This window comes from Thalassospira sp. ER-Se-21-Dark (assembly GCF_017922435.1).
Taxonomy (GTDB): Bacteria; Pseudomonadota; Alphaproteobacteria; order Rhodospirillales; family Thalassospiraceae; genus Thalassospira.
The window spans coordinates 322,980-336,697 of record NZ_VDEZ01000004.1 but is presented as its reverse complement, the minus strand read 5'-3'; the positions used below and the strand labels follow the sequence as shown (position 1 = coordinate 336,697).

Genomic DNA, 13,718 nt, shown 5'->3' with positions numbered 1-13,718 from the left:
GTCCGACTTGCATGTGTTAGGCCTGCCGCCAGCGTTCGTTCTGAGCCAGGATCAAACTCTCATGTTCAATCCAAGCTTGTCAAAAGACAAACTCTTCAAAATTAACGTCTGCACATTTTGGTGGTTACCACAAATCAATCTGAATAAATCCAAATCGATCCGTCGTCTCCAGGATGCACAGACTAAACGCCATAACGCTGCCCGCGCATCCCTTCCTTCTGATCTACAATGTCAAAGAACTCAAAGGCCGAAGCCCGAAACCGTCCAGTTCGCGTCGCCGTCTCGTTGGCGCCGCACCCCGTCGGTGGAGGCGGGTTATAGGGCCCCTATCCCGACCTGTAAACACCTTTTTCAGAAAAAAATGCATTTAATGGGAACTTTTCTGAATATCGTTATTTTTCAACAACATAATCGAAAAGCCATATCCAACCATAAAAGTCAGACAGCAGTACCCATCAGACTCTTGGTTGAAAAATCCCGCAAAAGTCCTGAAAAAGACCCGCAAAGACTGGGCTTTTACCCGGCAAAAAACACTGCGCCGGATCAAAATGATTCGAAAAAACCAAGATTACGGGCCGTTGATTCGCCCTATATGCCCAAAGTCCGGTTCAACCCGTTTGATTTGATGCAATGCGCACAGTCATATTAAAGGTCAAATTAAACGTGATAGTTCCGCCAATTTAGTCCAGAAGGACATATGATCCGGGCAAGGCCGCAAAATGGCGCAAAAGCAAATATGTGAACCTTTCCTTTACATTATGACCCGATGATAGGGCGAGATATCCATACCCCTCGTTATAAGACGGGCATCAGGGGACCGAAGGAAGATGATGAGACTGCGACAATATCTTATATGTGCCGCCGCCTTTGCGGGGCTCTCTCTTGCCGGGTGCTCTGGCACCAACCTTGTGCCCAATACGGGCCCGGGCAGCAGTGAAGGCAAAGGTGGCCAACCAGGTCCGTCTTTCACCCAGTTCACAGATATTCCGATGCCGTCCAATTCGTCACTCGATATGGACAGGAGCATCATCTTTGGCGCATCCGATGCCTGGCACGGGCGGCTTGTCCTGAATGCTGGTGGATCGCAAGCGCAGATGTATGATTTCTACGAGCGTGAAATGCCAAACTTTGGCTGGAGCAAGGTGACCGTGGTCCGCGCCGATATTTCAGTTCTGGTCTATGACCGTGAAAACCGGGTCGCGACCATCAAGTTGACCGGTGGCTCCTTTAGCGGATCGGTGGTTGATATCACGGTATCGCCAAAGGGCTGATTGCCTGCCCGACCAAACAGACGAAAACTTCAAAAACAAAAGGGTGCCAAACGGCACCCTTTTTTAATGCGAAACGCAATGGTTGGTCGATGGGCCTAGCGCGTACCGAACAGTCGGTCGCCGGCATCACCAAGGCCCGGAACGATATAGGCCTTTTCATTAAGCTTTTCATCGAGGCCCGCGGTATAGATCGGCACATCCGGATGGGCATCCTGGAAGACCTTGACCCCTTCGGGGGCGGCAACCAGCGCCATGAAGCGGATGTCCTTGTCGGCCACACCGTATTTATTAAGCGTATCGATCGCCGCCACTGCCGAGTTCCCGGTCGCCAGCATCGGATCGACCAGAATGAAGGTACGGCCTTCGACTTCGGGCAGCTTGACCAGATATTCGACCGGCATGTGGGTTTCCGGATCGCGATAGAGGCCGATATGACCAATCCGCGCGGACGGCATCAGTTCGATCAGGCCATCGGCCATGCCCGAACCGGCGCGCAGGATTGGAACCACCGCCAGTTTACGGCCCTGAATGACCGGCGCCTTCATCGCGCAAATCGGTGTTTCGATGTCTTCATAGCTGACAGGAAGCTCGCGGGTGATTTCATAGCCCATGAGAAGGGCGATTTCCTTGAGCAACTGACGGAAGGTCTTGGTCGAAGTGCTGACCTTGCGCATGTGGCTCAGCTTATGCTGGATCAGCGGATGATCAAGAATATGGAGGTTCGGGAAATCCTTGTGCGTGCTCATGTGCTATCGGCCATCCTGTCTTGCTTTGCAGCCGTTCCAATCAAGCGGCTGCCGGTCTGGTGTTTGAGAACCTAGCGCGTAGCGCCTTTACCCCAAGATGGCAAGCAGAATGCCCCAATCAGAGGACAAAAACAAACCCGATGACATGAATTTGGCAATTGAACACGCCAAGCCCAATAGAAAAGCGGGGCAGCCCTTATGACCACCCCGCTCTGCATTATTACTTCTATATATATAGTGTGCGCCTTAACCGTACCGGGATGCGCACCCGATCTGACCCGATCTGATCAGTCTACCACGCGGTCATTTGGCTCTGCGCGAACCGGGAAACCGTCAATCGAATGATCCGCCTTGATTTTGGCCGCATCATCGCGAGCTGCTGCAAGGTTGGCATAGGACCCGATCCGGACATAGTACCAAGCCCCTTCGTCCTCTGGCCCGCGCACGACAACGGCGACTTCAAGTCCCTTGCCACGCAGTTCCTCGGCACGCTGGCTGGCATTTTCATGCACCTTGAAGGCACCAACCTGAACCGAGAAAGGCTTGCTGGCATCTGATGCCGGGGCTGCTGGTGCTGGTTCCGGCGTGGTTTCGGCGGTTTCAGCGGCCGGTTCGGATGCCTCTGGCGCGGATGCCTGTTCAGTAGTTGTCGCCGTTTCGGTCGCAGCACTGTCTTGCGCGTCTTCAACTGCCGGGGCTTCTGGTGCGGCTGGCGCATCGGTGTCGCCGGTTACGTCGCGGATTTCCGGAGCTGCAATCGCCTGATCTTCTGATCCTGTGGCTTCTGCGGTTTCTTCGGTTTCAGCTGCATCCGATGCGGCTTCGCTGCCAGCGGATGGATCATCCGAAAGTGCCTCGGTACGCTGTGCGATCAGATCACCGACCGGGTCTTCGCTATCAGCGCTGATTTCCGGTGCAGGTGTTGTTGCTGTCGGCTCGGTTGCCTCAGGCGTGGCATCGGGAATTTCAGTTGGTTCTTCCGGGGCGGAGGCCAGCATTTCGACCTGCGGCTGTTCTGTCTGGGTGGTGCGCGCACCGTCTTCAGAATCCATGAACAAGCCTGCGCCGACCAGCATTCCGGCAAAGAACAAGACAAGGCCGAGCATGCCTGCGCCTGTGACCAGGCCAAGAAGGGTTTTGCGATCCATATCCGCTATCCGTGCATTAAGGTTTTGCCGATCACCGGAGCGTTCTGCCCCACGTGCGCTGCCATCACCGTGCCCGTCCCGGCCATATATAAAGGCCGGAAGCGGTGCATCCTTTTGCCCTGCATCCGGATCAGTCTGCGGTTCCGGGGTTGCGCGCAAATCGGGTTTGTTGGTGTTGTCTTCGCCAGCCATGGACTTGGCCATCCTTCACGACATCAAAGTTACCCTGCTTTTGTAACCAACAGCACCTTTATAAAACGCTAAAGCCGTGCACGGATGCAACCAGGCAGCGTGCCAAAGATCGATATGGGTCAATGTGTTTTGGATAAAAAAAGGGGGACTGGTATGAATTCCGGCATTGTCCCGCACAATGATCCGGATACCAGCCCCCTCGAGTGAGAGAGATCGACCTTCGGGGAGAGAGAGTCCCGAAGATAGAAGCCATCAGGCACGCCATGTAGGCCTGATGGCCGGTCACAAACGACGTTGTCGTCTGCATTTGACAAACACAGTCATAGAGCATCGTTTTTGCAATTGCAAACGATTATCACACACATTCGCAGAAAAAATTTCAATGCGTCGAAATCGCGCTCGTAAATCGGGGCTAAGCCCCCCAACCAAAACGAGAATTTCCAGATTTCGAACCGCTTCAAACCGGCTGTGTGCCGCAGCAATCCTATGGAAATCGAGAAATAAGGGATTGTGTTCCAAACCAAGCTCTGCTTGGATCAGGATAACTACTCTTGAGAAGTAGAGGTGTGAGCGGGAGAGACGCGAGCCAATATGACCAAAGACAAAAAATAAACTTGGTTTGCTCTGGAGTGACAAAAATGACGGGAGACAAGGCCGCGAAGACGGCTATTGCAGGAGGTGCTACCAGCCTTCTGACGTTACGACGGATTTTGCTCGTAACCGGGTTACTGGTTTCAGGTGCAGTGACATGGATGCTTCTTTGGACCGGTGATACCTATCGCAACTTTGCGATTGAAACACTGAACAACTCGGTCAGTGGTACAGTCAATTTCTTTGTCGGGTCGCGTATTGCCACCGACTATGCCGACAAAATTACCCCCATTGCCAATGAATGGTCGCGGCTTGGCAGCCTGGTCAAAAGTTATCAGGAAAATGACCAGACGCGCATGCAGGCCGAACTCAACATCCTTTCGAACGCACGCGAAGTGGTTCAGGGCGATGTAAACCTGATTGGTGCAATATCCTATGATCAGGAATTCAATCAACTGGCGACGTCCGAAGCCAATCTTGGCGCCAGCGTGACTGATGACCCGGACGTCAAAGCCTATTTGATCGGTCGCGACAAGGCCGAAGCCCGCAAACCAGCAAGCTTTATGTGGGCAACCCCGGATGGGCGGCCAGTCTTTAGCCTGATCCTGCCGGTTGGCGGGTTCCGTGCTGTTGGTTTCCTTGAAGTCATCACCGATCCCCTGCCCCAGCTTGCGGGCATTGGCAAGGTTTTGGGTGGCAACTTCCAGATTCTGGATAATTCTGGCAACGTGTTGTTTGAAAGCCTTGAAGCCCCGGCTGAGGCAGAAACCGAAACGGCCCCGGCAGCAGAGGGAGATGCCGCCACCGAAAATGGCGGAGATGCAGCACCAGAAGCCAGCAATGATGCGCCGGAGCCCGAAACGGCCAAAGCAGGTGATACGACGCACCGCGCGGCAGTCGAGGTTATGATCAGTGATGGTCGTGGTGGTGTCTGGGCCGAGGCCCGGTTTGACCGCGACGTGTCTGATTTCTATGCCCAGACAGATAGTCTTCGCCTGCTGTCGATCGAGATCCTTGTTGGTGTGCTTCTGGCGGCCTGGGTTGTTGGCTGGATCCTGTTGCGCACCACGGTTCTGCGCAATCTGCGCGCCTTTGCCGGTGCGATGACGTCAATCTCGAACGGGGATACCAACGTCAATCTGCCCAATGTCGGTAATGACGAAATCGGCGAAATGAAAAAGGCCCTGATTGCCTTGCGTGAATCGGTACGTCAGGCCTTGATCTTGCAAAACATGGTCGAAAATACCCCGACCATGACGGCGATGATCCTGCCTGATGGCAAGCTGAGTTACCTTAACGCCAGTGCGCAAGACCATCTTGGTGGTACCACGGCAACGATTTCGGGTGATTTCCTTAATCTTGGATCGGAATTCCAGGCCAAGCTTGCCAATCCGAACAACCTGCCCTTTACCGAGATCATCCAGACCGACCGTGGCTATCTTGATATCCTTGCTGCCCCGGTGCGCGATAAGGACAATGTCCTTTTGGGCACCATGCTGGCCTGGAACGACGTGTCAGAGCGTGAGGAAAGCAAGATCGCGGTCACCGAACTGATGGCCGAGGTTGCCCGCGTGGCCCAATCCGTGACCGAACAGTCCGAAGGGTTGCTAAGCCTTGCCAGTGAACTGACAAACCAGTCGGAAAACACAGTACAGCAATCGGGTGGTGCACTGGATGTCTCGCGCGAGGCGGCATCAAATACCCGCAATGTCGCCACCGCGGTTGAGGAACTTTCATCCTCGATCGCCGAGATCAACCGTCAGGCAACCGAGGCCTCCACCGTGACCGGACGGGCACGTGAAGAAGCCGAGGAAAGCCAGCGCAATATCGGATCGCTTGAAAAGGCCAGTTCCGAGATCGGATCGATCATTGATCTGATCAACGACATTGCCCATCGCACCAAGCTTTTGTCGCTTAATGCAACGATTGAAGCCGAACGTGCCGGTGAACTTGGCAAGGGCTTTGCCGTGGTTGCCAACGAGGTCAAATCGCTTGCCGATCAAACCGCAAGTGCAACCGGCCAGATTGGTGACCTGACCGCTGCCATTCAGGAAGAAGTGCAAAAGGCGGCCCATTCGATCAGCACGGTTGGCGAAGTTATTCATCAGGTCAACGACATCCAGTCGACCATCACCCAATCGGTTGATGAACAACGCCGTGCCACCGGTGAGATTTCCGAAAACGTTCAACGCATCGCCGCCGGTGCGGGATCGATGGACGAAATGATCACCTTTGTGAATGACGGCGCACAGAGCACCGGGCGCAGTGCGCATGATCTGAACACCGCCAGCCATAACCTTTCGGAAGTGGCACGCAACCTGTCAGAGAAAATGCGCGAGTTTAGCGAGCGGATGAAGCTGACCTGATCGGCTTTGTGATATTTTCCAAAACAAAGGGCGGCATCCTTAGGGTGCCGCCCTTTGTCATTTCACCAGATATGGTTGCTTGATCAGCTTGCCGCGGATTTCGAGGCGATTTCATAAAGATCGCGCGAGATTTCCGGTTTGGCGAGGATACGGTTAAGTTCGGCCTTCATCTTGTCCGCGCGATCCGCATCGTATTTTGCCCATTTGCCAAGCGGGGCGCAAAGCCGTGCGGCAACCTGCGGGTTGATGTCATCAAGTTCGATCAGGCGATCCGCATAGAAGGCATAGCCCGAACCATCCTTGGCATGGAAATGACGCGGATTGCCCATGGCGAATGCCCCGATCAGCGCACGCACCTTATTGGGATTGCGCATGGTAAAGGCCGGGTGGCTCATCAGATCCTTGACCCGCGCCAGGGTATCATCACGCGACGACATCGCCTGCAACGAGAACCATTTATCGAGGACGACAGCATCACTGGCAAAGCGTTCCTCGAAATCGGCCAAGGCGGTTTCACGGCCCGGATGATCAAGGTTATTGAGCACCGAAAGGGCGGCCATCTGATCGGTCATGTTATCAGCCGTGCCATACTGCGCGACTGCCACGTCGGCAAATTCATCCGCCCCGCTTGCCACCAGATAGGCAAGGGCCGTTGCCCGCAAGGCACGCTGCCCCGCCGATGTCGCATCCGGGGTAAAGGCGGCGTTTGAGGCATTCTGGTGATAGGTTTTGGCGAAATCGTCCGAAAGTGCCTGGCCAATGCGTTTGCGCAAGGCGGTGCGCACCTGATAGATCGCTTCCGGATTGGCGGGCTTGCGTTGTTCGGACAGGAATGCCTCGCCCGGCAGGACAAGCGCATCTGCGCGGAACGCCTTATCAAGATCGTTATTAATAAGTGTCGCGCGCATCGCGGCAATAAAGGCATCAACGCGGGCCTTTTCATCGGCAAAGGCTGCATCGACATCGCCGCCATTCGCTTCATAGGCGGCGATGGCAGACAACATCAAACGGGTTGCGTATTTCTGCCCGGCTTCCCAGCGATTGAACGCATCGCTGTCATTGCCCATCAGGAAGACAAGCTCGTCATCCGGCTGATCGGTGGTGATGTTGACCGGTGCGGAGAATCCCCGGTTAAACGACAGCACCGGCGCCTCAGTCACACCATCAAAGACGAATTCCTGGCTGGCTTCCGTCAGTTCAACCGTTTTGGCGACGAGGTCTGAACCATCCGCGCCCAGAAGCCCGATTGAAATCGGCATGTGCAGCGGTTTCTTGTCCGGCTGTCCCGGGGTCGGATCGGTTTTTTGCGAAATGGTCAGACGGTATTGTTTGGCATCTGCGTCATAGTCGCCCTGCCAGCTGAGTTTCGGCGTGCCGGCCTGCGAATACCAGAGTTTGAGCTGGCTGAAATCGATACCGTTGGCGTCTTCCATCGCCTTGGCGAAGTCATCACAGGTCACCGCCTGCCCGTCATGGCGATCAAAGTAAAGGTCTATGCCCTTGCGATAGCCATCCGGCCCAAGCAACGTATGCATCATGCGGATCAGTTCCGCGCCCTTTTCGTAGACCGTGGCGGTATAGAAATTGTTGATTTCCATATAGCTGTCCGGGCGCACCGGATGGGCCAGCGGACCTGCATCCTCGGGGAACTGGGCGGCGCGGAGGGCATTGACATCCTTGATTCGCTGCACCGGACGCGATCGCTGATCGGCCGAGAATTCCTGATCACGGAACACGGTCAGACCTTCCTTGAGCGACAGTTGGAACCAGTCGCGACAGGTGACGCGGTTGCCCGACCAGTTATGGAAATATTCGTGTGCAACGATGGATTCGATGCGTTCATAATCGCCATCGGTCGCCGTATCCGGGCGGGCCAGAACGAATTTGGCGTTAAACACATTGAGGCTTTTGTTTTCCATCGCGCCCATATTGAAGTCGGATACGGCGACGATGTTAAACAGGTCCAGATCGTATTCGAGGCCATAGACCTCCTCGTCCCACTTCATCGACCGTTTCAGGCTGTCCATCGCGTAATCGCAGCGATCCTCATTGCCGTGCTCGACAAAGATCCGCAGCGCCACATCACGGCCCGACATGGTCTTGAAACTGTCTTCGACACAGGCCAGATCGCCGGCGACCAGCGCAAACAGGTAGGATGGCTTGGGGAACGGATCTTCCCACACGGCGAAATGACGGCCGCCGTCAAGATCGCCACTATCGATCAGATTGCCATTCGATAGCAAAACCGGGCAGCTTTCCTTATTCGCATTGATCGTGACCTTATAGGTCGCCATGACGTCCGGGCGATCCGGGAAATAGGTAATGCGGCGGAACCCTTCGGCCTCGCACTGGGTGCAAAAGGCACTTTGCGAAACATAAAGGCCTTCGAGCCGGGTGTTGTTGGCTGGTGAAATCTGGGTTTCAAGTTCGGCAATGAAGTTTTGCCCCGGTGCCTTAAAGCGTAGCCCTTCCTGATCAACCGTGAAATCGCTGGACGCCAGGCGGGTTTCATTAAGGGTGACGGAAAGAAGCTTCATATCCTCGCCATGGAGGAAAACCTCGTCACCTTTTCCGGTACCGCGCACAGGATTCGCAGCCATAAACAGGCGCGATTTGACATTTGTCACGTCACGATCAAGGTCAAAAACCAGTTCGACCTTTTCGACAATAAAGTCAGGTTCCTTATAGTCTTCGCGACGAATCTCTTGCGGCTGTTCAGACATTTAAGGGTCCTTTTTTCCTTGGGCTGCGCGGTTTTGGAACGGATTGTATAAAATCGCCAATTTCGCAATGCAGTGTGGTGTTTCAGAACTGAATTTCGGTCAGCGATAACACTGATAGGATAAATTTCATTTTTCCTCAAATGCGGAGTTTACGGCGCCGATTTTAATGGGCATACTCTCAAACGGTGGCGCGAGGGGGGCCAAAGTTTCACATTTCGTGGGGCGAGAGTGATCTTTGGTTTCCCTCAACCTTTCTGCCGGTTTTCCAGACAAAACACCTTCTCATGCAGATCGGCGTCCACCGGGTCGCACCCTACCAAAATCAAAAATATCCCATCCTTTTCTCACCTAATAATTTGTGAGTTCCGCTTGAACGGGATAGAATAATTGCGACCTGTCGGGGAATGATAACTTTCAGGGGAAAAATCGCCAATGTCCGAAACGTTCCAGATTCTGATCGCCGATGACCATCCGCTCGTGCGCGGAGCCCTCAAACAGGCGTTAAGCTCGGAACTGGAAAACGTATCGGTCCTTGAAGCCGGCAGCCTGTATGAAGCCATTGATCAGATCGAAGCCCACAAGGGTGATATCGATCTTGTCCTGCTTGATCTTCATATGCCTGGCATGAATGGCTTTACCGGCCTGTTTACCCTGCGTGCATCCTATCCCGACATTCCGGTTTCCATCGTTTCAGCCAGTCAGGAACTGCCTGTTGTGCGCCGTTCCATCGAATATGGCGCATCGGCCTTTGTCCCGAAATCAGCCCCGGTCGATCAGATCGGGCTTGCGGTCAAGACCGTGCTCGATGGTGGCATGTGGATGCCAGACTGGGCACGCGAGGCCATGGAAAACGGCCCGGCCGATGACGAGGCCACCGGATTGGCCGAAAAGATCGGCCAGCTTACCCCGCAACAGTTGCGTGTTTTGAACATGCTGACGGAAGGCAAGCTCAATAAGCAGATCGCCTATGAGCTTGATGTCACCGAGGCGACGGTCAAGGCCCATGTATCGGCCATCCTGCGCAAGCTTTCGGTCCATAGCCGGACACAGGCCGTGATCATCGCGCGCGAATTGCAGTTGCAGGAACCGGCAATCGAGGCCTGATTGGTCGAATTTGGCTAAATCCACCTTGGGGTTTCAGCCCGCGGAACTTCCCCGCTGCTCAGCCGTTTAATCCATACATCCAGATAAAACACGCTTGCAGGCGGTTGCCCTGCCCTGTCGGGAGTCCTTGTATGTCGGCCAGATGCGGCGCGCATTCGCCAGAAACACCTGAAGCCTCCGAAACATCGTACGCCAATCCGCCCGCCAATGGCACGGCGGCAGAAACGGATGCGACTGTCCCCAGTGATGCGGAACGCCGCACCAATGCGCGTGCGCGGGTGTACCGCAGGGCGCGGACGATTTCGGTGATCGGCACATTTGTGGTTTTGGCATTGGGCTGCCTTTACGTCGCGCAAAGTCTTTTGCTGCCGGTTGTTCTGGCGTTTTTGCTGTCGCTTGTGTTTTCGCCGGTTGTCCGCACCTTTGCGAAATTTTACATCCCCAATACCGTAACCGCGTTTGCAATTGTTCTGACACTCAGCGCAACTGTGATTGCCGGGATTTATGGCCTGAGTGGCCCGGTATCGGGCTGGATTGATGAAGCGCCGAATATCGAGCGCCAATTGCGTCTGCGCCTTGCCGATCTCAGCGAACCGCTTGATAAACTCCGCGAAGCCCAAAAGCAGGTCTCCGAGGCCACCGATCAGAATAATGGCGATGAAGACGTTCAAAGGGTCGTGGTTGCCGAACCCAACCTGATCAGCCAGGCCGCTCAAGGCGCACCCGATATTCTGGCGGGCATTGCGCTGATGCTTGTTTTGTTGCTGTTTATCCTGTCGGGGGGCGATCGCATTTATCAGAAACTGATCCGCTCGCTCCCGACCTTTGGTGACCGGCGCAAGGGATTGCGCATCGCCCATGACGTGGAACGCGAAGTTTCGCGCTATCTTGCAACGATTACCGCGATCAACATCTTGCTTGGCATTGTGATCGGGACCCTGATGGCAATTATCGGCCTGCCCAACCCTGTTCTTTGGGGGATTGCGGCGGCGGTACTGAATTATGTGCCAATCCTTGGTGCAATGACCGGTGTGGTGATCGTTGGCGTGGTGGCGCTTGTGTCGATGCAAACCACCGGACAGGCCCTGATTGCACCTGCACTTTATCTGGCCTGCACGGTGTTTGAAGGGCAATTGATCACGCCAATGCTTATTGGCAACCGGCTTAAAATCAACTCGGTCGCGATTGTGCTTGCCATTGCACTTTGGGGTTGGCTTTGGGGCTTTGTCGGCATTCTGGTTGCCGTCCCGCTTCTGATCGTTGCCAGCGTCATTTCCAATCACGTCGAAGGCCTGGGCGGACTTCGCGAACTGCTGGGCCCGCATGCAGCCAGTAACACGCCTGACCGCACCATTCCGACAAACGGTAAGTAGCTTTATCAGCCAGCCCTACACCCTGCGCCATTGCCAAAATCTGCAAACGCTGCCAGTTTTGTGCGATGAACAAGATCGAAGTCATTGCCCATGATTGTCTGGGTGTTGAAGCCGTCATGGCCGAAACACGCCATTCCTTTGCCAAACACACGCACGAGGCGTTTGGCATCGGCTTCATGTATTCGGGGGCGCAAAAATCGGCCTCCGGGCGCGGCATGGTCGAGGCCGGGGCTGGCAACATCATCACGGTCAATCCGCGCGAAGTGCATGATGGCCATCCGATTGGCGATGCTCCGCGCGGCTGGAACATGCTGTATTTCGACCCGGCCCTGATCGCACATGCGGCAACCGACCTTTCCGAAACCGCCACCGATCAATATGAATTCACACGGCCCGTCATGGACAGCCCCGATGTCCGGCACTGCTTTGGCGCATTATTCGATGCCATCACCAACGGATCGGAAGAAAGCGCACGGCTCCGGCGCGAAGAAATGCTGCTGATGATGCTCCATCACGCCATGATCGGCCCCGGTGAACCCACCCGGAAATCAAACGCCCGAACGGCTGTTGCCCATGCCCGGATCAGACGCGCCAAGGCGTTGCTCGATGACAGCCCAACGCAAAGCCACAGCCTTGATGATCTTGCAAACGCAACGGGCTTAAGCAAATTTCAAACGCTGCGCGATTTTACCCGTGCGACCGGCCTAACCCCGCACGCCTATCTGATCCAGCGGCGCATTGATCTTGCAAGGACCATGATCAAATCCGGCGAAACGCTTGCTGATATCGCAAGTGCCGCCGGCTTTGCCGATCAAAGCCATCTGAACCGCCACTTTGTCCGCGCCTTTGGCCTGACACCGGGCCGCTATGCCCGCGCCGTTCGCGGAAACTGAGCAATCCTCACATTCTGCAATTCCGTTCAAGAATGCCCTGCTGTCCATCCGTAGATTGATCGCAACGCAGTCAAACAAACGGATGCAAAATGATCAGCCTCGATTTCCTGATAACTTCTCTTATCATCGTCGTCCTGCCCGGTACGGGCGTGATCTATACCCTCGCCCTCGGCCTAGGCCACGGCATGAAGGCCAGCATCTGGGCGGCCTTTGGCTGCACGCTTGGTATCGTCCCGCATATGACCGCCAGCATCCTTGGCCTCGCCGCCCTGCTTCATGCCAGCGCGGTCGCCTTTGAAATCGTGCGTTATCTTGGGGTGGCGTGGTTGCTCTATATGGCCTGGGGCATGTGGCACGGGACGGGTGCGATGAAAGTCACCGCCAATGAAAGTGCTGCGGGCATTCTTAAAATCATCCGCGACGGCATATTGCTCAACCTGCTGAACCCGAAGCTCTCGGTCTTCTTCCTTGCCTTCCTGCCGCAATTTGTTAGCGCTAACACGCCCGATACAACGCTCGAAATGACCCTGCTCGGCCTGATCTTCATGGCGATGACATTTGCGGTGTTTGTGGTTTATGGCTGCTTTGCAGGCGCCCTTCGCAGCCACATTATCGAACGCCCGAACGTCATGAGGTTTATAGGCAAAAGCTTCGCGGGAGCCTTTGTTCTAATGGGCATGAAGCTAGCAACGACATCATAGCCGATGTCATTTACGTTTAACGTCTTTGTAATTCACGAGCTCAGAAAAGTGTTCGTTATTGTTAAATTCGTAGCACCGACAATACGCAACCTTTTCGTATGGTTCGCCCTTGTAGACAAAGTGGCAGAAAATATGAGGATAACTGTAGTATTGGTCTCCATCCCAATCTACGTGTTCGATATTTTCGTAAGGAACGAAGCCGGTTAACATAACTTTCTCGTGCTCATCTGAATCATAAGGCAGATCTAATTCCCGCCACCTACCTTTTTCTTCTATAATACGAGCCCAACCGAGCCCTATCATTGCACCCCGCTCGTATGTCCCAACCAAACCGACGCGAAAACAGGGAGAAATTCCCTTTGTCTTCGGGATATCCGGATAGATGTCGATCCTCTTTACGTCTCGGACAATGACGTCCTTTCTGAGGCCGCGCGCTTGGCGAACATAAAGATGTTCTTCGAACTCTGATTTCCATCTCGCTCGAAGAGCAATTTTTTCTTCTGGACTAAGTATCCTACGCTTCCGCTTCCAAAAGCGGACACCAGAAACAGCCGCACCAGTTCCATCCTTGATAAGGCCATATATCTCTAATGGGCTGAGCATCTATTCA

The 13,718-nt window shown here is 54.6% G+C and carries 10 protein-coding genes and 1 rRNA gene; 6 read left to right on the top strand and 5 right to left on the bottom strand.

Annotation, left to right across the window (positions count from 1 at the left end):
- Positions 1-67, bottom strand: a 16S ribosomal RNA gene (locus FHI25_RS16875); the annotation flags it as partial.
- A gap of 760 nt (positions 68-827) precedes the next feature.
- On the opposite strand from FHI25_RS16875, the gene FHI25_RS16870 reads away from it, so the two are divergent.
- Entirely contained in the window at positions 828-1,271 is a 444-nt protein-coding gene (locus tag FHI25_RS16870) for a hypothetical protein (protein ID WP_231959834.1), read from the top strand.
- A gap of 95 nt (positions 1,272-1,366) precedes the next feature.
- Here the strand turns inward: FHI25_RS16870 and upp are convergent, their stop codons facing one another.
- Positions 1,367-2,017, bottom strand: coding sequence for a uracil phosphoribosyltransferase (upp, locus tag FHI25_RS16865; protein ID WP_008892328.1), 651 nt, complete (start codon positions 2,015-2,017; stop codon positions 1,367-1,369).
- 287 nt (positions 2,018-2,304) lie between these two features.
- Positions 2,305-3,357: an SPOR domain-containing protein gene (locus FHI25_RS16860; RefSeq protein ID WP_210519732.1), complete on the bottom strand. Its 1,053-nt coding sequence runs from the start codon at positions 3,355-3,357 to the stop codon at positions 2,305-2,307.
- Positions 3,358-3,995: 638 nt separating this feature from the next.
- Here FHI25_RS16860 and FHI25_RS16855 point away from each other — a divergent pair.
- Positions 3,996-6,314: a HAMP domain-containing methyl-accepting chemotaxis protein gene (locus FHI25_RS16855; protein ID WP_246879162.1), complete on the top strand. Its 2,319-nt coding sequence runs from the start codon at positions 3,996-3,998 to the stop codon at positions 6,312-6,314.
- An 83-nt stretch (positions 6,315-6,397) separates the two neighbouring features.
- Here the strand turns inward: FHI25_RS16855 and pepN are convergent, their stop codons facing one another.
- Positions 6,398-9,037, bottom strand: a complete 2,640-nt coding sequence (gene pepN / locus FHI25_RS16850) for an aminopeptidase N (protein ID WP_210519730.1) — start codon at positions 9,035-9,037, stop codon at positions 6,398-6,400.
- Between the two features lie 432 nt (positions 9,038-9,469).
- On the opposite strand from pepN, the gene FHI25_RS16845 reads away from it, so the two are divergent.
- From FHI25_RS16845 to FHI25_RS16830, 4 genes are all read left to right on the top strand, one after another.
- Positions 9,470-10,141, top strand: coding sequence for a response regulator transcription factor (locus FHI25_RS16845; RefSeq protein ID WP_210519728.1), 672 nt, complete (start codon positions 9,470-9,472; stop codon positions 10,139-10,141).
- Between the two features lie 131 nt (positions 10,142-10,272).
- Positions 10,273-11,514 carry an AI-2E family transporter gene (locus tag FHI25_RS16840; protein WP_246879161.1) on the top strand — a complete coding sequence of 414 codons (1,242 nt, stop codon included), beginning with the start codon at positions 10,273-10,275 and terminating at the stop codon, positions 11,512-11,514.
- Positions 11,515-11,579: 65 nt separating this feature from the next.
- A complete protein-coding gene (locus FHI25_RS16835) occupies positions 11,580-12,407 on the top strand; it encodes an AraC family transcriptional regulator (RefSeq protein ID WP_210519726.1) in 828 nt (275 codons plus the stop codon).
- An 89-nt stretch (positions 12,408-12,496) separates the two neighbouring features.
- Positions 12,497-13,108, top strand: coding sequence for a LysE family translocator (locus tag FHI25_RS16830; RefSeq protein ID WP_210519724.1), 612 nt, complete (start codon positions 12,497-12,499; stop codon positions 13,106-13,108).
- Between the two features lie 6 nt (positions 13,109-13,114).
- Here FHI25_RS16830 and FHI25_RS16825 read toward each other — a convergent pair whose 3' ends face one another.
- Positions 13,115-13,711 (bottom strand): hypothetical protein, encoded by a 597-nt coding sequence (locus tag FHI25_RS16825; RefSeq protein WP_210519716.1) that lies wholly within the window; start codon positions 13,709-13,711, stop codon positions 13,115-13,117.
- Positions 13,712-13,718 lie beyond the last annotated feature (7 nt).

Excerpts from the sequence above, each read along its gene's own strand:
- FHI25_RS16855 (WP_246879162.1), top strand. The coding sequence starts at position 3,996 with ATGACGGGAGACAAGGCCGCGAAGACGGCTATTGCAGGAGGTGCTACC.
- pepN (WP_210519730.1), bottom strand. The coding sequence starts at position 9,037 with ATGTCTGAACAGCCGCAAGAGATTCGTCGCGAAGACTATAAGGAACCT.
- FHI25_RS16835 (WP_210519726.1), top strand. The coding sequence starts at position 11,580 with ATGAACAAGATCGAAGTCATTGCCCATGATTGTCTGGGTGTTGAAGCC.
- FHI25_RS16845 (WP_210519728.1), top strand. The coding sequence starts at position 9,470 with ATGTCCGAAACGTTCCAGATTCTGATCGCCGATGACCATCCGCTCGTG.
- FHI25_RS16860 (WP_210519732.1), bottom strand. The coding sequence starts at position 3,357 with ATGGCTGGCGAAGACAACACCAACAAACCCGATTTGCGCGCAACCCCG.
- FHI25_RS16830 (WP_210519724.1), top strand. The coding sequence starts at position 12,497 with ATGATCAGCCTCGATTTCCTGATAACTTCTCTTATCATCGTCGTCCTG.
- upp (WP_008892328.1), bottom strand. The coding sequence starts at position 2,017 with ATGAGCACGCACAAGGATTTCCCGAACCTCCATATTCTTGATCATCCG.
- FHI25_RS16825 (WP_210519716.1), bottom strand. The coding sequence starts at position 13,711 with ATGCTCAGCCCATTAGAGATATATGGCCTTATCAAGGATGGAACTGGT.
- FHI25_RS16840 (WP_246879161.1), top strand. The coding sequence starts at position 10,273 with ATGTCGGCCAGATGCGGCGCGCATTCGCCAGAAACACCTGAAGCCTCC.
- FHI25_RS16870 (WP_231959834.1), top strand. The coding sequence starts at position 828 with ATGATGAGACTGCGACAATATCTTATATGTGCCGCCGCCTTTGCGGGG.